The 19,742-nt window shown below is 59.8% G+C and carries 16 protein-coding genes; 1 reads left to right on the forward strand and 15 read right to left on the reverse strand.

The genetic code is table 11. The annotated features are described in order from the left end of the window. Window positions 1-54: 54 nt before the first annotated feature. From ACUXHH_RS06285 to rpsB, 15 genes are all read right to left on the reverse strand, one after another. Window positions 55-726 (reverse strand): ribosome maturation factor RimP, encoded by a 672-nt coding sequence (locus ACUXHH_RS06285; protein ID WP_279754372.1) that lies wholly within the window; start codon window positions 724-726, stop codon window positions 55-57. A gap of 2 nt (window positions 727-728) precedes the next feature. Continuing rightward, a complete protein-coding gene (locus ACUXHH_RS06290; RefSeq protein WP_458391051.1) occupies window positions 729-2,561 on the reverse strand; it encodes a proline--tRNA ligase in 1,833 nt (610 codons plus the stop codon). 112 nt (window positions 2,562-2,673) lie between these two features. Then, window positions 2,674-3,909: a GNAT family N-acetyltransferase gene (locus ACUXHH_RS06295; protein WP_458391052.1), complete on the reverse strand. Its 1,236-nt coding sequence runs from the start codon at window positions 3,907-3,909 to the stop codon at window positions 2,674-2,676. Between the two features lie 191 nt (window positions 3,910-4,100). Next, window positions 4,101-5,243 (reverse strand): flavodoxin-dependent (E)-4-hydroxy-3-methylbut-2-enyl-diphosphate synthase, encoded by a 1,143-nt coding sequence (ispG, locus tag ACUXHH_RS06300; RefSeq protein WP_044142245.1) that lies wholly within the window; start codon window positions 5,241-5,243, stop codon window positions 4,101-4,103. A gap of 139 nt (window positions 5,244-5,382) precedes the next feature. Then, a complete protein-coding gene (locus ACUXHH_RS06305; RefSeq protein ID WP_458391053.1) occupies window positions 5,383-6,738 on the reverse strand; it encodes a M50 family metallopeptidase in 1,356 nt (451 codons plus the stop codon). 214 nt (window positions 6,739-6,952) lie between these two features. Beyond that, window positions 6,953-9,001, reverse strand: a complete 2,049-nt coding sequence (locus ACUXHH_RS06310) for an ABC transporter ATP-binding protein/permease (RefSeq protein WP_458391054.1) — start codon at window positions 8,999-9,001, stop codon at window positions 6,953-6,955. Window positions 9,002-9,010: 9 nt separating this feature from the next. Beyond that, complete coding sequence (locus tag ACUXHH_RS06315; RefSeq protein ID WP_458391055.1) at window positions 9,011-10,201, reverse strand: secretion protein HlyD; 1,191 nt, start codon at window positions 10,199-10,201, stop codon at window positions 9,011-9,013. A 182-nt stretch (window positions 10,202-10,383) separates the two neighbouring features. Continuing rightward, window positions 10,384-11,238, reverse strand: coding sequence for a chromosome partitioning protein ParA (locus ACUXHH_RS06320; protein WP_279742034.1), 855 nt, complete (start codon window positions 11,236-11,238; stop codon window positions 10,384-10,386). Between the two features lie 487 nt (window positions 11,239-11,725). Further along, window positions 11,726-13,051 (reverse strand): 1-deoxy-D-xylulose-5-phosphate reductoisomerase, encoded by a 1,326-nt coding sequence (gene dxr / locus ACUXHH_RS06325; protein ID WP_279742032.1) that lies wholly within the window; start codon window positions 13,049-13,051, stop codon window positions 11,726-11,728. 152 nt (window positions 13,052-13,203) lie between these two features. Next, window positions 13,204-13,791 (reverse strand): cell division protein DivIVA, encoded by a 588-nt coding sequence (locus ACUXHH_RS06330; RefSeq protein ID WP_279742031.1) that lies wholly within the window; start codon window positions 13,789-13,791, stop codon window positions 13,204-13,206. A gap of 202 nt (window positions 13,792-13,993) precedes the next feature. Next, on the reverse strand, window positions 13,994-14,902 hold the full coding sequence (locus tag ACUXHH_RS06335) for a phosphatidate cytidylyltransferase (RefSeq protein WP_279742030.1): 909 nt from the start codon (window positions 14,900-14,902) through the stop codon (window positions 13,994-13,996). Window positions 14,903-14,908: 6 nt separating this feature from the next. Further along, on the reverse strand, window positions 14,909-15,466 hold the full coding sequence (gene frr, locus ACUXHH_RS06340; RefSeq protein WP_049350195.1) for a ribosome recycling factor: 558 nt from the start codon (window positions 15,464-15,466) through the stop codon (window positions 14,909-14,911). Window positions 15,467-15,761: 295 nt separating this feature from the next. After that, a complete protein-coding gene (pyrH, locus tag ACUXHH_RS06345) occupies window positions 15,762-16,505 on the reverse strand; it encodes a UMP kinase (protein ID WP_279742029.1) in 744 nt (247 codons plus the stop codon). A 195-nt stretch (window positions 16,506-16,700) separates the two neighbouring features. Then, on the reverse strand, window positions 16,701-17,531 hold the full coding sequence (gene tsf, locus ACUXHH_RS06350) for a translation elongation factor Ts (protein WP_279742027.1): 831 nt from the start codon (window positions 17,529-17,531) through the stop codon (window positions 16,701-16,703). Between the two features lie 153 nt (window positions 17,532-17,684). After that, window positions 17,685-18,482 carry a 30S ribosomal protein S2 gene (rpsB, locus tag ACUXHH_RS06355; RefSeq protein WP_005508818.1) on the reverse strand — a complete coding sequence of 266 codons (798 nt, stop codon included), beginning with the start codon at window positions 18,480-18,482 and terminating at the stop codon, window positions 17,685-17,687. Between the two features lie 611 nt (window positions 18,483-19,093). Between rpsB and ACUXHH_RS06360 the strand changes: the two genes are divergently transcribed. Further along, window positions 19,094-19,630: a M23 family metallopeptidase gene (locus ACUXHH_RS06360; protein ID WP_279742025.1), complete on the forward strand. Its 537-nt coding sequence runs from the start codon at window positions 19,094-19,096 to the stop codon at window positions 19,628-19,630. Window positions 19,631-19,742: the final 112 nt, after the last annotated feature.

A 19,742-nucleotide genomic window follows, 5' to 3' on the forward strand; every position in this document is an offset into this window, starting at 1 on the left:
CCCGAACGGTATCTACCTGGCACGGAGAACCCCGTGCCTGAAGCTTTAATAACTCTATTCTACCGGCTCAGCAGACGAATTGAAGTCAATCTCGACGTGAGCAGAAGCAATATTTTCCCACGGAAGCAAGCTCGGCTCGTGGTAGGACTCCTTTTGACCCTTCTTCGTGTTCTTCTTACGAGCCAGCACCGGACCCTCGTCTTGCACCTCGTGCAGACGCGCCAGGTACTCAGTGCCGTCGGGTGCGGTGACCGCAATCAGGCGGGTACGGGCACGTTCCCAGTGGCGACGCTCGGTCAGGGAGCGGGTAGCACCGGGCGAGGACACCTCCAGCTCGTAGGGGAAGAACTCATCGTTTTCATCCGCACGGTCCAGGGCGCTCGAAATCGCACCGGAAATCTCCGCCAGGGAATCCAGCGACAGCGAATCGGTACGCTCAGTGGTGTAGTCCACCGTAATCTTCACGGTACGGTTCGCCGCCGGGCCCGAAATCTTCAGGTCCTCCAGCACCAGCGAGAACTCGGAGATAACCGGAGCAATCGCCTCGGCAACCTCTTCCTCACGGATCGCACGGGTACCCACGCGAACCGGTGCCTCCACCACGGGCTCGCTCTCAGCGCGAGTACGGGAAGTGTTCACACCATTCGCTACGCGGGATGCGGCACGGCGAGCGCGCGCATTCGGGGCGCTCTTCTTAGAGCCAGAACGCTTCGGCTTATACGCCACGGCTACTCCCCCTTGACCTCAGCGATGACCTCAGCCACCGCATTCTCGACGGACACCTCGCGAGCCTCACCGCTGCGGCGGTCCTTGAGCTCCAGCACGCCGTCCTTGAAGCCGCGACCAATCACCAGGATGGTGGGCACACCCAGCAGCTCGGCGTCGCCGAACTTCACTCCGGGGCTGGTTTTCGGACGGTCATCGAGCATGACCTGCAGGCCGGCGGATTCCAGGGATGCGCTGAGTTCTTCAGCGTACTCGTGGGATGCTGCATCCTTGCCGGTGATGACAATATGCACGTCTGCCGGTGCCAGGTTACGCGGCCAGATCAGGCCCTTCTCGTCGTGGTTGCCCTCGGCGATGGCGGCCAGTGCGCGGGTCACGCCGACACCGTAGGAGCCCATGGTCACGGTCTGCAGCTTGCCGTTCTGGTCCAGGACCTTCAGGCCCAGTGCCTCAGCGTACTTGCGTCCCAGAGCGAAGATGTGGCCCATTTCGATGCCGCGGGCTGCCACCAGGTCGCCGGAGCCGTCCGGTGCCGGGTCGCCTTCGCGTACCTCGCACGCCTCGATCACGCCGTCGGCGCTGAAGTCGCGGCCGAAGACCAGGTTAGCCACGTGCTTGCCCTCTTCGTTCGCGCCGGTCACCCAGCGGGTACCGCGCACCACGCGGGGGTCAACGAAGAAGGGAATGCCGGTTGCGGAAGCCACCGCATCCTCGTCCTCGGTATGCGCGCCGAGCAGAGGCGCATCCAGGCTCAGGCCGGGGCCAATGTAGCCCTTAACCAGCTGCGGGAATGCCTTCAGGTCCTCTTCGTTGGCTGCCTCAACCTCAACCTCGCCGCCGATGCCCAGCAGGGTGCCGATGTTGACCTCAACGCGGCCCAGGTCCACGGCACGATCGCCGGGAACGCCCACGGCGAAGACCTTACGCTCGCCAGAGGGGGTGATGACGGCGCCCAGGAAGCACTTGAGGGTCTGCGAAGCATCCAGAGTGCCGCCGGTAACCTCGGAGTACAGTTCGTTCATGCGCTCCACCAGGGTCTCAATGGTGACGGAGTCGGGGGTGTCCAGAACGATTGCGGCCGGGGTGCCCTCGGTAATCTCGATTTCCTCGGGAACCACGGTGGTCACGGCCTCAACATTAGCCGCGTAGCCGCCCGCGGAACGCACGAAAGTGTCCTCACCGATGGGGGTCGGGTGCAGGAACTCTTCACTGCGGGAGCCACCCATCGCACCGGACTGTGCGGTCACAATGACAATCTCCAGACCCAGGCGGTCGAAAATGCGCTGGTAGGCGGCACGGTGCGCCATGTACGCCTCGTTCAGGCCCTCATCATCAATGTTGAAGGAGTAGGAGTCCTTCATGACGAACTCACGGCCGCGCAGCAGACCCGCGCGGGGGCGCGCTTCATCGCGGTACTTGGTCTGAATCTGGTACAGGGACAGCGGCAGGTCCTTATAGGAGGAGTACAGGTCCTTCACCAGCAGGGTGAACATTTCCTCGTGGGTGGGTGCCAGCAACATGTCTGCGCCCTTACGGTCCTTGAGGCGGAAGAGGTTATCGCCGTACTCATCCCAACGGTTGGTTGCCTCGTAGGGTTCGCGGGGCAGCAGTGCGGGGAAGTGGACTTCCTGCGCGCCGATGGCGTCCATCTCTTCGCGGATGATGTTCTCGACCTTGCGCAGTACCTTCAGGCCCAGGGGCAGCCAGGTGTACACGCCGGGGGCTGCGCGGCGGATGTAACCGGCGCGGACCAGCAGCTTGTGGCTGGCGACCTCAGCGTCTACGGGATCCTCGCGCAGAGTGCGCACGAAGAGGTTGGAAAGGCGAAGTACCACGATTCTCCTTGAAAGGTCGATAGGTTTAGGTAGGGTGCCCATTGCTCACCAGGTAAGCCGAGAAAAAGGCACAATCGTCTTTAATTTTATAGCGTTTTAGGGTTCGGCGTGTTTAGCGCTCAAAAATGATGGTCGAGAACTGCCCAATCTGTTCCCAACCGGTCCCCCGGTATATGGCAAGAGCGCGGGCGTTGTAGTCGTTCACGTACAGGCTCAAGTGCGGGTATCGGTGCTGCAGAAGCTGCACGGCGGCAGCAAAGAACGGCTTAGCCAGACCGTAGCCGCGGTAGTCCGGGTGCAGCCACACACCCTGCACCTGCGCGACATCCAGATTCACGATGCCCGCATCCGCTTTGAAGATGATGCGCCCGTTCACATCGGTGACAATGGCGCTGCGCTGACCGGCAATGAGCATACGCAGGCGCCCCGCGTAACCGTCCCCGTAGCGGGCAATCGGGTCGAAGCCGACCTCCTCGGTGAACATGGCCGCTGCAGCAGGTAGAAGCTCCCCCAGATCCGCGGAGGTGGCGAGGCGCGCATACCCGGCAGCCTCACCGCTGAGCTGGAAAGCACCGGCGAGGCTCTCCCCCGGTTTGAGGGGCGCGGGCAGGTGCGCCGGCAGCTCAGGAAGCTCCACAGTGTAGAAGCGGGCCAGGTCCTTCTCCGGTGGCAGATACAGCAGCGGCTGATTGGGGCGCTCCGACAAAACCCGCGCACGGTGATCGCAACCGTCACGCAGGCTCAGCTGCCGCATCGGCAGTAGCGGACTCTTACCGCCCCGAGTCTGCTCGCACAGCTCCTGCATACGCGTCCACAAGGGCATCACGAAGGCGCTCTCACCGAACATGGATTCCAGGCGAGAACCCACCTGTAGCAGTAGCTGAGCCAGCGCGTCACGATGCGCAAGCGCCGTCGCGTCCAGGGTGGGAGTGTCCAAGGAGGGGGCATCCGGCACTTCAGCGCCATGAGAATCCGCATCATGTCCAATGTGTTCAACTGCGGCACCGCACAATCGCACCGGCACCACATTCGAACCCAACAGCAGCACACAGCACAACTGCCCATCGCGCTCACAACCCACAAAACCCTGATAGTAGTGCAGCGGAATACGCGGGGACCTCACCGGAAGAGGACACGCCAAATAATGCTCAATGGAATACAGATTCGGGACCGGGTCGCTGAACAGGGCCTCCTCCAACTCATCGCACCACCGAGCATCCAGAGCAAAAACGTGTTCCTTCACGCGATTAGGCATAGGGGAAGAATCCATCGACGAAACAGCAGCAGACGAAACAGCAGCACGCCGGGCACGATTAGCTTTACGGCGGCGAGAAAAAAGAGTGAACATGACGTGTTGAGTGGTTGAGTGATAGAGAACGAGTGATAAAAATTGAGTGAAAATACGGGGACATGTGATCCCTAAAAGGTAGCCGGATCATGCGGCCACAACCAGCAGCGGCAATCACCGAGCCTGCCACCACCATAACCGGAAAAGCGCGGAGGCGCCCTCACCAGGGCGCCTCCGCGCACAAAAGCTAACTAGCTCACCGAAACAGCCGGGGAACCCTCAGGAACATACTCGCCCGAAGCCTCCATCTCAGCAGCAATACGGGTAGCCTCTTCAATCAGAGTCTCAACAATCTGATCCTCAGGCACGGTCTTAATGACCTCACCCTTCACGAAAATCTGGCCCTTACCGTTACCGGACGCCACACCCAGGTCAGCCTCACGAGCCTCACCCGGACCGTTCACCACACAACCCATCACGGCAACACGCAGCGGAACCTTCATATGCTCCAGGCCCTTCGTCACATTCTCAGCAAGCTCCCATACGTTCACCTGCGCACGACCACACGACGGACAAGAAACGATATCCAGCTTGCGGGGGCGAAGGTTCAGTGACTCCAGAATCTTGGTGCCCACCTTCACCTCCTCAACCGGAGGAGCAGACAGCGACACGCGAATAGTGTCACCAATACCCTGAGACAGCAAAGTACCGAAGGCCACCGAGCTCTTAATGGTGCCCTGGAACGCCGGACCAGCCTCAGTCACACCCAGGTGCAGGGGCCAGTCACCGCGCTCAGCCAGCTGACGGTACGCCTCCACCATCACCACAGGGTCATTATGCTTCACAGAAATCTTGAAATCACGGAAACCGTGCTCCTCAAAGAGCGACGCCTCCCACACAGCAGACTCAACCAAAGCCTCCGGAGTAGCCTTACCGTACTTCTCCAGCAGACGCTTATCCAGCGAACCAGCATTCACACCAATACGCAGAGAAACGCCGTGGTCCGAAGCCATCTGCGCAATTTCCTTCACCTGGTCGTCGAACTTACGGATATTACCCGGGTTCACACGCACAGCACCGCAACCAGCCTGAATAGCCGCATACACGTACTTCGGCTGGAAGTGAATATCAGCAATCACCGGAATACGGGACTGCTTGGCAATAATGGGCAGAGCCTCCGCATCCTTATCAGTCGGGCACGCCACACGCACAATATCGCAACCGGCAGCGGTCAACTCAGCAATCTGCTGCAGAGTCGCACCAATGTCATGGGTCTTAGTCGTCGTCATCGACTGCACCGAAATCGGAGATTCAGAACCAACACCGACAGAACCCACCTTGAACTGGCGGGTCTTACGACGCGGGGACAGAACCGCGGGAGCGGGCTTCGGCATACCAAGGCTGACCGACAAGGTTTTCCTCCATACATGGGTTGTGAAGGACGTACGACGCATCCTTCGTTCAACTTTTTATTGTGCCACTGACGCGAAAGAAAGCACTAATACGGGTACCCTTACCGCGTGCAACAACACACTAAAACAGGGTGATGGGCTTAACAATATCCGCCACAATCAGAATGATAGACATCACAATGAACGCGCCCGCCACCACATACGTCAACGGCAACAACTTCACCGGATCAAACGGACCCGGATCCTTACGCCCAGTCAAACGTGCAAAGAAGCGACGCACGCCCTCCCAAACAGCGCCCAACACATGGCCACCGTCCAGAGGCAGAAGCGGAATCAAATTGAATGCAAAAAGCATCAAATTCATATTCGCCACCAGCGAGACCAACATCGCAGCCTTCGCCTTCACATCAATACGGTCAGTAGCCGTCACCTCACCGGCAATACGGCTCACACCAACCACAGACACCGGCGACTCGGCACTACGCTCACCACCAGTCACCAAAGTCACCGTCAACTCCCACACACGCTGCGGCAACGAAAGCATCGACGAACCCACACGAGAGAGCGTATCGCCCACCATCGTAGGCACCTCAGTAATAGAACCAGGCACCAACTCACTCGACGGCGAAACACCCACAAAACCGCCACGAGTCGTCGCAATCGAACCATCCGCAGCACGCGCATACTGGCCCTTACCATCAGAAACCGGGCGAATCATCTCAACCGGAGTTACCGACAAATCCAGACGCTGACCATTACGCTCCACCGTCAAGGTGCTCGGGTGAGAACCCGCCGCACGAATCGCCGAAGACACAGCCTCCCACGAACCCGTCGATGCACCATTCACAGCAACCACACGGTCACCCACCTGCACACCAGCAGCCTTCGCAGGCGACGGAGTGGACTTATCCGTACACTCACCATAGCTAATCGAATCATGAGTGACATTCACGCTCGGCACGCACTCAGACACCGCCGAAACCTTATTCGTCACCTGCGCCGTACCAAAACCACAAATCAGCACAGCAGTACACACCACACCAATCAGCAGGTTCATGGTCGGACCGCCCAACATAATCACCATGCGCTTGAGCACCGGCAACTTATAGAACAGGCGGTCCTCATCACCGGGCATCATACGCTCAGCATCCGCCGCACGCGCCTCCTCAGCCATGGACGCAAACGGGCTGGTACTGCCCGAATGGCCCTCCTCATGGTGCTCCTTCACCTCAGCAGGGCTCGGCGGGTACATGCCAATCATCGAAATGTAACCGCCCAACGGGATCGCCTTGAAACCGTACTCAGTCTCGCCGCGACGGAAAGAGAACACGGTCTTACCGAAGCCAATCATGTACTGCGGAACACGCACATTGAACAGCTTTGCGGGCACCAGATGCCCCACCTCGTGCAGGGCGATCGAGACGGCAATAGCGATTGCCATGAGGATAATGCCCACAGCGTACAGCAGGATTTCCACGCTTTTTCTCGTTTCGGTTCGGGGATACGAAGCTTCTAGGATACTCGCTTAGCCTGTGAAAGCGCCCTCCCCCGCTTTCTGGAGGGGCTGGATGGGGGACGATAAGAGGGGCAGTGTTCGTCCTCGTTCCTACAGGGGCACCCGCCCTCGCTTCGCTTCGAGCACCCTGATGTCACTTCGGACGATACCGCCCCTCAACACCTAGCCAACGCGACTAGCCTGCCGCCAAGGTCTGCGCCGGATCAATACGCGAAGCCTTCGCCGCCGGATACAGACCAGCCAACACGCCAACCAGCGCACCAGCGCCCAAACCCAGCAGGATAGTGTCAACACTAATAATTGGCGTCCAGCGGTTCATCAAAGACACAATCGAGATGCCGTTAACCGCCAGCACGATACCAGCCACAGCGCCCAGGATGCCGGTCAGCAGCGCCTCCGCCGAGAACTGCAGCAGAATACCCGAAGGGCGCATACCAATAGCCAGACGCAAACCAACCTCACGGCGACGCTCCATCACCGCAACCAGGAACGTATTCATAATGCCCATCGCGCCAATCACGAGGGTAATAACACTCATGGATATAAGCATGGTGCGTTGCTGCTGGTCGACAGCCTCACGAAGAGTTTTCGGCTCCGGCGGGACACTCACGCTATACAGGGCGGGACGTTCCGGCGAGAGCGCGTACGGTGCTTCCTCCGCAATCTGGTTTGCGGCACCGGCAACAGTACTCACCACAATCTGAGTGGAACGCTTACCGGTCTGCGCCGCAGCCGCGCCACCACCGGCAGCGGGCTGCGCTTCTTCCGCATCGGCACCAGGCTTCGCGCCCAGAGGCAGGTAGACCGAACCGTACGACAGAGTCAGCGAAGGGTTCTCCCGCACCACACCAATAACGGTGTACGGCTCATCGTGAATATAGACCGTAACTCCGAGGCTATAGGGCAGCGCAAGCTGGCGCATCACGCTTTCGCTGAGCACCACAACCTTATCGTTCCGCTCCACGTGCCCCTCGTCGAAGGTACGACCCCACACCAGCTCGTGACCCTGCACGCTAAAGATGCTGGGGGTTGCCGCAAGGACGGCAGCCGTCACGTTAGCGCCGCGCTCGCCAAAGTTGTCTGGGCCGCGCTGAATATCGGCGGATTCATCCAGCTGATCCACTAGCGCGGTACCGGTCACTCCGTTCAGTTGGCTAACACGCCGGTAGTTCTCACTAGCCGCCAGGCTCAATAGTTCAGCCCGGCTCAGGGGTTCGGTTCGAGTGGAGCTTATCGTCAGGTACTTAGCCCTAAAAATGTCGAAACTGTCAGCCAACTGCCCAGAAATGGTGGCGGTCAGACCAACGGTCAGCACAAGCGAAGCAATACCCAGCACCACACCAAGCATGGTGAAGATATTGCGCCTCACCCGGTGAACGGTAGCGTCCCAGGCTTCTTTGAGGGAGGCGAGCGCCCAAGGTGCACGACCGCTCCCCTGCGGCTTAGATGTTTGCTCCTCAGCAAAGCTAGGCAGGCTCAGAGACGCGCGGGCGGTCGTTTCTTCCTGCCGCGGTGCATCCTGCTCGATGAGCTGCCCCTCGTGCATACGTAGCACCCGGTCGCAGTGCTCCGCCACGAGCGGGTCGTGAGTAATCACAATCGTGCTTTGCTGGTCACCCGTACATTCGCGGAGCAGGTCAATGACTTCACGGGTGAGCTCTTCATCCAGCGAGCCGGTCGGCTCATCACAGAGCAGCAACGCTGGTTCCCCAATGAGCGCACGAGCAATAGCCACACGCTGCTTTTCACCGCCGGAGAGAGTGGTGATGGGGGCATCCGTTCGGTGGCTCAGCCCCAGCAGGGCGAGAGTGTCCGTAACCCGTTGTGCTCGTTCAGCTTTGGGCACGCCACGGTAGATGAGCGGCAGCTCAACGTTGCGGTACACATTCTTATGCTCGATGAGGTGGAACGCCTGGAAGACGAAACCGATGCTGTCCAGGCGCGCTTCAGCTCGCTGTGCCGCGTTGAAGGTTGCGGTGTCTATACCGTCCAGCAGGTAGCTGCCGGAGGCGGGCGTACTGAGCAGACCGAGGATGTTCAGCAGGGTTGATTTGCCGCTGCCGGACGGTCCCAGGATTGCGACGACTTCTCCGTAGCGGACTTTCAGGTCAATATTTTTGAGCACGTCAATTTGAGTGTCACCCTGCATAAAGTGCTGGGACACTCCCTGAATATCGACGCTATAGGCTGGTGGGTGCGCGTGAGCGGCGCGGGAGTCAGTCATGGCTACTCCCTACTTTTTCTCGCGCATGATTTTGACGCTGTCGCCTTCGTGCAGGTCACCGGTGACGGCGTTCTTGCCGTTGGCGTTGCTGATGACGGTAACGGTTACCTCGCGTTCTTCGCGGGCCTTCGATCCGTTGGAACTTTCGGGGCCGAGCACGATGACTCGGGTCTGTCCGTCACGGGTGTAGAGCGCCGATGAGGGTACGACCAGGTGTGCTTCGGGGGTTTCTTCGAGGGTGAGTTCCGCGTTGACGGTGCCTCGGAGGCTGTCCGCCTTATCCCCTACGTCGAGGGTGAGGATGCGTTCCCCTTCGGTGTTTCCTGCCGCACCGGCTACACCGTTGAGGTTGGAGCCAGCCGCACCTTCTGCGCCATTGACCTGGCGGCCAGCCTGGCTGTTGCCTGCGGCACCGGCGGCTTCGGAGGTGTTCTTGTATCCGAGGGTTGCGACGTACTCAGTATCACCGAGGGAGGGCACGGTTACCTTCTGGCCGCTACGGGCTTCGGGGGTGAGCCTACCGGTGGTTCCGGTGCAGCTGAGGGTCTTGCTACCTTCTGCGATGGTGGCTACGGGACCATCTGCGATAGCGCCAGTTGCACGGGGGTTGCCGGTGACAACTCCGGCACGGTTGATGATGAGGAAGTAGCGGGCGGGAATAGGCTGGTCAGTCTTTACGTGTGCGTAGCCGAGGCTGTCGAGGAGGTTGTTGAGAGCCTCGTAGGTGTCTTCGGTGATGCGCGCGGGCTGAGGCCCCTGGCGTCCCAAGGCGGTCAGTGCCTCGTTGAGGAGTGCGGCGTCGGGGCCACTGTCGTCGAGCTTGAGGTCGCGGTAGAGTGCGAAACCACCGGTGAGGGTGATGAGAGGTTCACCGTTAACTTCTGCGATGAGGGTGCCGTTGCCGACGGTGTCACCGTGTTTGATGGTGATTGCGGTGTACTGCCCTTCGCCGCTGTAGCGCAGCGGGGTTGAGGTGGCGTAGTTCGCGGTGCAGGTCAGGGGCACGGTGGTGCGCAGTTTTTCGCGGGTGACCGTGGCGGTGATGGTGGAGGGGGCCGGGGGTGCCGCTTCCGCATCTTTTTGGGCGGTGGTTTTGATGTTTTGGGCGCTGATGAGCGTACCGACGGTGATGATGAGGAGCAGGGCGATAATGCCGTAGAGCCAGAGGGTTTTCTTCTGGCGGGTGGGGGTGGCGCTCATGGTGTCCCTTCTTTGGGTGCGCGTACGGAAACGCTATTGTCTGTGCCGTTTGGGCTTAGGGGCGGCGATGCCGTGTGGGATTAGTTTGTGCCCGGCACGGGATACGTGCCGTGCACAATACGCTGTGACGAGGTGTAGCCGTTGCAGCTACTCTGTACGCTTGTTCTGGTTAGTCCACAGGATTAGCTCAGAATCTTTCGGGCGTTCTCTTCAGCAGTTTTCTTGGCGGTGGTCACCTGCTCGATGAGCCCCTGCTCCTTTTCGAGGAAAGAACTCAGGTAAGCGATAGCAATCTTTCGCTGTTCGGCATCCAGCCCAGTTGCTTCGCGGCAGGTCGCATCGTTGATCGCCAGTTCATGGGTGTCCTGGTTGTTCTGGCGGTACTGTAGGCGAGCCATATCCGGAGACGTGTAGTCGCCTCCGAAGCGTTCTTTCATGCACTGTGCCCACTTCTCGGTGGCGGGCCCAAGGTCTTTGAAGATTGCGTCGTTGTTGAGGTAGTGAACCGCAGTGACGTAGACCTTTTTTATGGTCGCACGGGATTCTTCTGAACCGAAGACTGCGCGGGTGGCTTCTTGTTGGCAACCGCCCTTTCCTTCGGTGCCGTTTAGAGCCTGCATTTCGGCTTCGCTCATAGTAGGGCTCTGCTCTTCCAGTGCTGTAGTAGCCAAAGAGTAGCGCTCTTCGTATCCGCGAGCGCGGGCATCCGCAACGGTGAGAGGTTCAAGATCAGCCTGCAGAAGCAGCGGGATTTCAGTTTCTCCGGCAGGAACCTTGTAGTTCGGGAATCCTCGTTCAGCCATGCACTGGCTCAGGGAGCGCTGGTAGGCACGAACAACGTTGTCAGAAAGTGAGGCGAGGTTCTCTACTTTTTCGATAGCTTGACTATCGGGGCTCGTGGAGGCGCTATACGCTTTCTCAGCGTTAGCGGACGCCGAGGAGTCGGCACTGGGCTGCCCGGATGCGCAGGAGCTAAGCAGCAGGGTTAGTGGGAGTAGAGCCCCGGCGAGGGTTCGTAGGGTGTTCTGTCGACGCATAGGTGGGCACTTCCTCGTGAAATATATGCTGCATCTTTGTCCACTCGTTCACAGGGCTCATCGTTGTTTGCCCTTGAGAGAAGAGTATTTGAACACTAGCCTACTATGCGCCGGGGGGGGAGGCAAGAGGGACCGGTATCCGTCCTCTCGCCTCATGCAGTGTCTGGGACGGCACGCCGCATGTTTCTCCATCTGGATGTGACTGGAGGGACGGTATTCGTCCTCGTTCCTACAGGGGCACCCGCCCTCGCTTCGCTTCGAGCACCCTGATGTCACTTCGGACGATACCGCCCCTCCACGCGCACCAACCACTGCCAGATCAAGCCGGTGTACCTTCCGGAAGCGACATCAGGGTACCCTCTCGGGTGCTCTCCGCCGCGAAGCAAGGAAGAGCGGAGCGCCCGAGAGGGTGGGTTCCCCTGTAGGAGCGTAGGAAGGTCTGCACCGGCCGCATCCGTAGAGATGCAAGTACCGCCCCAAGAACCGGTTAGTTGCCTGTCATACCCAGCAGCTCATTCGCGCGAACGCGAGCCCAACGCTCCGCGTTCAGCACCGCCTCCAGCGTCAAATCAGCGTCAGAGACAGCCTCAGCGCTGCCGGTGTGCTCTTCCAGTACACGTGCGACCGAATCGACAATGTCGGTAAAGCGAATCGCGCCTGCATGGAATGCTGCGACGGCTTCCTCGTTGGCGGCGTTGAACACTGCCGGGTGGGTGCCGCCGACCTTGCCAGCCTCCTTGATCATGCGCACGGCGGGGAATGCTTCCTCGTCCAGCGGCTCAAAAGTCCAGGATGTCGCCTTCGACCAGTCACATGCGGGCACAGCACCGGGGATGCGGTGCGGCCAGGTCAGACCCAGTGCGATGGGCAGAACCATGCTCGGCGGGGACGCCTGCGCAATGGTCGAGCCGTCCACGAACTGCACCATGGAATGCACGATGGACTGCGGGTGAACCGCCACGTCAATACGATCCAGGTCCACACCGAACAGGTGGTGTGCCTCAAGCACTTCGAGTGCCTTGTTGACCATGGTTGCCGAATTGGTGGTGACGACCAGGCCCATGTCCCAGGTGGGGTGTGCGAGCGCCTGTGCGGGGGTCACATCGTGCAACTGTTCTCGCTTGTAGCCGCGGAAGGGGCCGCCGGATGCGGTGAGAATCAGTCGGTCGATTTCTGCGTCGGTTCCGGAGGCGAGTGCCTGGGCGAGGGCGGAGTGTTCGGAGTCGACGGGCACCATGGGGGTGTCCAGGGGCGATGCATCGACGGCAGCGCATACGAGTGGGCCACCTGCGATGAGGGATTCCTTGTTAGCCAGTGCCACGCGGTAACCACTGTTGAGCGCGGTGAGGGTCGGTTCCAGGCCGATGGAGCCGGTGATGCCGTTCAGCACGGTGTCTGCCGGGTATGCTGCCGCCTGTACGGATGCTTCGGCGCCGTGGGCGATCTGCGGGGTGTAGCCGGTGATGCCGGCTTCGGAGGCTGCCACTTCGATAAGTTCACGGAGGCGCTGCGCGTCTTCTGCGGTGCCGCTGGTGGCGACCAGTTCAGCGCGCACATGCACTGCCTGGCCTGCGAGCAGTTCGAGGGAGCGGGAGCCTGCAGAGAGGGCGACAACCTTCAGCGGTGCGTCGGCGGCGGAGGCGCTGGTACCCTTGAGCGCGGCGAGGTGGTCGATGACTTCCATGGCTTGGGTGCCGATGGAGCCGGTTGAGCCGAGGAGGGTGACGCGCTGCGGTGCGCGGGTGAGTTCTGTGAGGGCGTCGGTGAGGCGGTCGCGGTTGCCGCCGACGCGTGCTGAGGATCCAAACTTCATGGTTCTAGTGTCTCATGAGCTCGCGGCTTTGCAGGGGCACGCTGATTCGCCGCTACGTAGATGGACTCAGTATAGAAGACATCAGGGCAGAACGCTCCAGCACAGAAAAATCCCCCACCCTGGTACGGGGCGGGGGATTCAACGCATACGTTTTAGAGCAGATCCTGCAGCAGCTCAATGCAGCGGTCCAGGAAAGCATCCACCTGTGATTCCTCGTAGCTGACGGTTCCCGAGGCGGGGCTGAACTTTGCGTGGCGCACCACGGAGGGGTCCAGCGGCTCTTCGCTGTTGAGCTGGGCGTACACACGGTCGCAGATGGCGTCCACATCGCCGACGAAGTAGCCCATGTGTCGGCGCTTGCTGGGGCGGCGGAAACGCTCACCGGCGGGGCGTTCCAGGCGGCCTGCAAGCAACTCGCCGGTTTCTACGAGGGAGCGTTCCCAGTTCTCCAGGCCGTACGCCTCAATGTAGCGGCTGCGTTCGAGCTTGGCGAAGCGTTCCTCAATCTTTTCAAGGGCGCGGTCGACCACATCCAGCTGGTAGCCGCCGGGTTCTTCACGGAAGACGACCTGGCGGATTCGTCGGGAGGTGTAGAGGTCTTCGGGCAGTTCGGGGGCTCCGCTGAGCTTCTCGTAGTCCTCGGCAAGGCGGGTGAACAGGCGGTCGACTTCACTGCGCTTGTAGCCGGGTTCGGTTTCTGCTGCACGGGCAAATCCGCCTCCGCGGGTGGTGCTTGCCAAGGTGGCTCCTCTCGACGATTGAACTTTAAGAATACCAATGCGCAGGCTACCTGACGCAAGGTTGGCGGGCGGTGTCGTAAATATAGTCCCTTACGCCCCTGATGCACCGGGTACAGTAAATGGGTCCAGCAAAGGCGGGGCGTCCCTCCCCATTCATGGGAAGAAACGCCCCGCCTTTCATGAGCAACCAAAGCTTCAGGCTTTAGAGCGGCATAATAAACCGGAAAATCAGGCAACCAGCCGCCGCAGCGAAAAGAATCGAGTCCAGACGATCCATCATACCGCCGTGACCGGGCAGAATATTCGACATATCCTTCACACCCATACGGCGCTTGAACACGGACTCCACCAGGTCACCGGCAGTCGAAGCGATCACCATGACCGCCGCCAGCGGAATAGCCCAGTACCAGGGCGAATCCATGACCGCCAAGGCGATAGCACCAACAACCGCCGAGCCGATGAAGGAACCGGCCAGGCCCTCCCAGCTTTTCTTCGGGGAAATCTTCGGCACCATCGGGTGCTTACCCCAATTCACGCCGGCAATAAAGCCGAATGTGTCATTGCAGATGGCCATCAGCAGAATCATGAGGATGCCGCGCTCGCCGTGTTCCGTCTGGAAGTAGACCATGGCGATACCCAGCATCAGCGGCACCCACAGCAGAGCCAGGGCGCTACCGCTCAAAGACTTACCCAGTGAGACCTGACGGTCAGCACGCACAAGAGCAGAAGAGAGCAGCAACACCAGCAGGCTCACCGCCAGGGCGATGCCCAGCCCGGTAAAACCGAACAGGAAGGCCACCACCACAATTGCGCCCGACAGGCCACCCAGCAGGTACTCCGGGATGCCGTAGCCGCGGCGGGTATTGAGCACATGTCCAATCTCCCAGGCGCCCAAAGCCGCCGAGACGGTAGCGACCGCAACAAAAATCGGCTGGTAAATCAAGCCCAGCACCAACAGCACACCGAAACCAACGCCCACACCAATGGCAGCGGGCAGGTTACGGCCAGCTTTGGCGCTACGCGACTTCACCAGTGTTGCAGCAGTCTGCGGGCTCGGCTGTGGAGCAGGCGGCTCGCTTCTCTCTTCTTTCGCATCTTTGCGTGCACTCATTAGGGTTTAGACCTCAAGCAGTTCAGCTTCCTTGTGCTTGTACAGTGCGTCGACCTGGTCGATGTGCTTCTTGGTCTGTGCGTCCAGTTCCTTCTCAGCACGTGCGCCTTCGTCTTCACCGATTTCACTGTCCTTGACCAGCTTGTCAATAGCGGTCTTAGCATGGCGGCGAACATTACGGATGGAGATACGAGCCTCTTCAGCCTTGTGGTTGACGAGCTTGGTATATTCCTTACGGCGCTCAGCGGTCATTTCGGGCATAACAACGCGGATAGCTGCACCGTCATTGCTGGGGTTAACACCCAGGTCGGAGTCACGCAGAGCCTTCTCGATAGCTGCCAGTGCGGTCACGTCGAAGGGAACGATCTTGACGGTACGTGCGTCCTCAACGTTGAAGGACACCAGCTGCTGCAGCGGGGTCGGTGCACCGTAGTAGTCGGCGGTCAGGCCGCTGAAGATTGCGGGGTTCACACGACCGGTGCGGACCTTAGCGAACTCAGTCTTAGTTGCTTCGATGGTCTTTTCCATCTTCTCGCCGGCTTCGGCAAGGATTTCTTCGATCACGAAAGGATCTCCTTTGTCGGAATTCTGGGGGACCAGAATTGTCGGTGGGTGCGCGTTCAGCCCTCATGATTTCTCACCGGTTCGCGGCGCATCCGAGGCGAAAACCTTAGAAATAACGCGAAGTCGACGGGAAAGAGGCAGAACATCTTGTTTGATATAAGTCTAGACGGTGCCGGCGGGCATAAGCGAGTTTTAGCGCTTACCCGCGCGGTACCGTCCAGAATAAGTCCGCGCTATCGAGCACGGTCACAGTGTGAGGGGGCGTTCCATACGCCCCACCCTAAAAATTTAGGTGTTAGCGAGTAACGAGGGTACCCATCTTCTCGCCCAGAATTGCGCGGGTCACATTACCTTCACCCTGCATGCCGAACACGCGCATGGTCACGTTGTTGTCACGGCACAGGGAGAACGCGGTCTGGTCCAGCACGCGGATGTTACGCTGCATTGCCTCATCGTAGGTGAGGTTGTACAGGCGCTCAGCGTTGGGGTCCTTGTTCGGGTCAGCAGTGTAGATGCCATCCACGCCGTTCTTAGCGACCAGAACCTCATCTGCGTGGATTTCCAGGGCGCGCTGAGCAGCCACAGTGTCGGTGGAGAAGTAGGGCAGACCCGCACCGGCACCGAAGATCACGACGCGGTCCTTCTGCATGTGACGGATCGCGCGGCGAGGAATGTAAGTCTCAGCAACCTGCGGCATGGTGATTGCGGACTGAACGCGGGTGTCAATGCCCTCCTGCTCCAGGAAGTCCTGCAGAGCCAGGGAGTTCATCACGGTGCCGAGCATACCCATGTAGTCTGCACGGGAACGGTCCATACCTGCCTGGGAGAGTTCAGCGCCGCGGAAGAAGTTGCCGCCACCAATCACGATGGAGGTCTCAACTTCACCAACGGTTGCGGCAATCTGCTTAGCGATGCTGCGCACGACCTCGGTCGAAATACCAACTTCACCGCCACCAAAAACCTCACCGGAAAGCTTGAGCAGAACGCGGCGACGGCCGGTCTCGTCATGGTTAATCGGGTGCGAAATAGCTTCGGTCATGGTTCCTCCAGTGGCTTACCTAGGGGTTGTTATAGGTGATCGGGGCGGGCTCCTGCCGCCTAGTCCTTATCAAGGATACAGCAAAGCCGGGTAGCCACCAGTGGTGACTACCCGGCTTCAGGTTATAACCCCAACGTCATACTATTTCCCCTACCGGGAACCTGCAATACGGGAGGGTAGAACTGCTGCGAGTCCTTATGCACCCACGCGGAAACGTGCGAATGCGGTTGCGGTTGCGCCAGCCTCGGACAGAACCTGTGCAACAGACTTCTTTGCGTCCTTTGCGAAGTCCTGGTCGAGCAGGGTGTTCTCCTTGAAGAAGCCCTTCAGTCGACCCTCAACGATCTTGTCCAGAATCTTCTCGGGCTTGCCCTCAGCGATTGCGGTCTCGCGAGCAACGCGCTTCTCGGTCTCAACCTGGTCTGCGGGGATGGACTCGGAATCCAGGTACTTGGGGCTCATTGCAGCAATGTGGACTGCAACGTCGTGTGCGATCTCCTCGGTGTTCTCACCGGAGACAGCCAGCAGAACGCCAACCTGTGCGGGCAGGTCCTTGGAGGTCTTGTGCAGGTACACTGCAACGTGCTCACCCTCAACGCGTGCAATACGGCGGACAACGATCTTCTCGCCCAGCAGTGCACCAGCGTCGGTGGTCAGCTCCTCAACGGTCTTGCCCTCGTAGGATGCAGCCTGCAGCTCTTCCAGGGTGGAAGCGTCAGCAGCAATAGCAGCCTCGAGCACGTTCTGGCCGAAAGCGATGAAGGGGTCGGACTTTGCCACGAAGTCGGTCTCGGAGTTGACCTCAACCATGTAGCCAACGCCGTTCTCAACGCGTGCAGCCACCAGACCCTCAGCGGTTGCGCGACCCTCGCGCTTGGTGATGCCCTTCAGACCCTTAACGCGGATGATCTCGGCAGCCTTCTGCTGGTCGCCGTTAGCCTCGTCCAGAGCCTTCTTGACGTCGAGCATACCTGCGCCGGTCTTCTCGCGCAGTGCCTTGATGTCTGCTGCGGTGTAGTTCGCCATTGTGAACTCCTTGTGTTGCTGTAATAAATCGGGATGACATCCCGGTGGTACAAATGGCGGACGGCGCCGCGCCCAGGTCAGGGCGGGCGCCGTCCGAACGTGGTCCCCGCGGGCGGGGGCCACAAAGCATAAAGCTTAGTGGGCTAAGGAAGCTTACTTAGCTGCCTCTTCAGCCTGTGCAGCCTCGTGCTGCTCCAGGAGCTCGCGCTCCCAAGCTGCCATGGGCTCTTCAGCTGCTTCAGCCTTGCCGTTCTTCTTAGCGTTGCGCTCGATCAGGCCGGCTGCCACTGCGTCAGCAATCACGCGGGTGAGCAGGTTGACGGAGCGGATAGCGTCGTCGTTACCGGGGATCGGGAAAGCAACCTCGTCGGGGTCGCAGTTGGTGTCGAGGATAGCAACAACGGGGATGCCCAGCTTCTGAGCCTCGTTAACTGCCAGGTGCTCCTTCTTGGTGTCAACAACCCACAGGAGGGAGGGAACCTTGGACAGGTTGCGGATACCACCGAGGGTCTTCTCGAGCTTCTCGAACTCGCGACGCATAAGGAGCAGCTCCTTCTTGGTGTAGCGAGAACCTGCTACATCGTCGAAGTCAATCTGCTCGAGTTCCTTCATGCGCTCAATGCTCTTGGAGATGGTGCTGAAGTTGGTCAGCATACCACCGAGCCAGCGGTGGTTCACGTAGGGCATGTTCACGCGGGTTGCCTGCTCAGCGATAACTTCCTGAGCCTGCTTCTTGGTACCCACGAACAGGATGTTGCCACCGTGTGCGACGGTCGACTTAACAGCCTCGTATGCCTTGTCGATGAAGGCGAGGGACTGCTGCAGGTCGATGATGTAGATGCCGTTGCGCTCGGTCAGGATGAAACGCTTCATCTTGGGGTTCCAACGGCGGGTCTGGTGACCGAAGTGAACGCCGGAGTCCAGCATTTCACGCATAGTTACGACGGGCATGTCGTCTCCTTTGTGGTGCCGCGCGGACCTCCCATTCGGGCTAGCCCAACGCGCGCATAGTAGTTATCAGTTTTTCCTGGCGGCGATTAGCGTTCACGGTTACCCGTTTTGCTCAGGCCCTAACCACCCTGTGTGGGTGGACCGAAGGTCCCTTATCGACTCCCCGTCTGAGGATGCCGCTCACGCCGCGCGTCGTCAGTGATGCTGTGCAAATCCCCTCGAAGAGGGAGAATACCGGCGCAGGCACACTGCAATACGACATTATACCGTATATTCCGCGATTAATCCGCCGGATTAGGGTTAAAGCCTGTGAAGGCGGGCCGGGTGTGTGCAGGGGCACTGTGGATAAAGGATTTTAAGGCGGCAACGGCGGGGTTATCCACAATTTTTCGTGAGGCACTGCGGGGCGGGGCAATTCGTGATGTGCTCAGAAGATGAAGCAGAACATGAAGACATTAGAGGGAAAGCTACGGCACACGATCTTGGTGGTGTGCTGTCTGCTGGGTGCACTTCTGAGTGCGGGTGAGCAGGGCTACGCGGGTAGTCAGGGTTATTTGAGCTGGATCAGTTCTACAGACGGGGATGGTTTCACAGAGAGTGGCACCTCAAGTGTGCACGTTCCCAGTAGTGCGCGAGCTCCCAGCGCCGTTGAACTCACCGCGAGCCGACTACGCTACCGCTCCCCCACCGCCGAATCCAGACCGCGGGTAATCCGCCCCTTTGAGAAGCCCGCCCAACGCTGGAGCGCCGGGCACCGCGGCATAGACCTTGCCGTACCTGAGAACGACCGGCGCATCTACGCACCGGCGGCGGGGAAAGTGGTTTTCAGCGGCACGGTCGTCAACCGAAAAGTACTGGTCCTTGCACATCCGGACGGGCGACGCAGCACCTTCGAACCTATGGACGAAACATTACCGGTCGGCACCATGGTTGCAGCCGGTGAGGTAATCGGCACCGTCGCTGTCACGGCGGACGGCACCAGCGAGCGCCCCTACCGGCGATGCTCCACCCCGTGCCTGTACTGGGGCGTACGCCAGGGAGGCGCCCGCGGGGACGGCAGCGGCAAGACCGCCGAGTACATCAACCCCATGAGCCTGCTGGGGTCGAAGGAGCCGAGCATTTTACTTCCCGTACCGGGCGGATATTAGGCACGGGTACTTGTGCCGAGCATGAGCTGAAGCAAATACAGCTGTGGTCCGTCACCTCCGGGAAAGGAGGTAACGGGCCACAGGAGCCAGTCTAAGTTGTGCTTACTAGTCT

Source organism: Rothia sp. 110740021-2 (assembly GCF_054263775.1).

Excerpts from the sequence above, each read along its gene's own strand:
- ACUXHH_RS06295 (WP_458391052.1), bottom strand. The coding sequence starts at position 3,909 with ATGTTCACTCTTTTTTCTCGCCGCCGTAAAGCTAATCGTGCCCGGCGT.
- ispG (WP_044142245.1), bottom strand. The coding sequence starts at position 5,243 with ATGCCGAAGCCCGCTCCCGCGGTTCTGTCCCCGCGTCGTAAGACCCGC.
- ACUXHH_RS06310 (WP_458391054.1), bottom strand. The coding sequence starts at position 9,001 with ATGACTGACTCCCGCGCCGCTCACGCGCACCCACCAGCCTATAGCGTC.
- ACUXHH_RS06315 (WP_458391055.1), bottom strand. The coding sequence starts at position 10,201 with ATGAGCGCCACCCCCACCCGCCAGAAGAAAACCCTCTGGCTCTACGGC.
- ACUXHH_RS06320 (WP_279742034.1), bottom strand. The coding sequence starts at position 11,238 with ATGCGTCGACAGAACACCCTACGAACCCTCGCCGGGGCTCTACTCCCA.
- dxr (WP_279742032.1), bottom strand. The coding sequence starts at position 13,051 with ATGAAGTTTGGATCCTCAGCACGCGTCGGCGGCAACCGCGACCGCCTC.
- ACUXHH_RS06335 (WP_279742030.1), bottom strand. The coding sequence starts at position 14,902 with ATGAGTGCACGCAAAGATGCGAAAGAAGAGAGAAGCGAGCCGCCTGCT.
- pyrH (WP_279742029.1), bottom strand. The coding sequence starts at position 16,505 with ATGACCGAAGCTATTTCGCACCCGATTAACCATGACGAGACCGGCCGT.
- tsf (WP_279742027.1), bottom strand. The coding sequence starts at position 17,531 with ATGGCGAACTACACCGCAGCAGACATCAAGGCACTGCGCGAGAAGACC.
- rpsB (WP_005508818.1), bottom strand. The coding sequence starts at position 18,482 with ATGCCCGTCGTAACTATGCGTGAAATGCTGGACTCCGGCGTTCACTTC.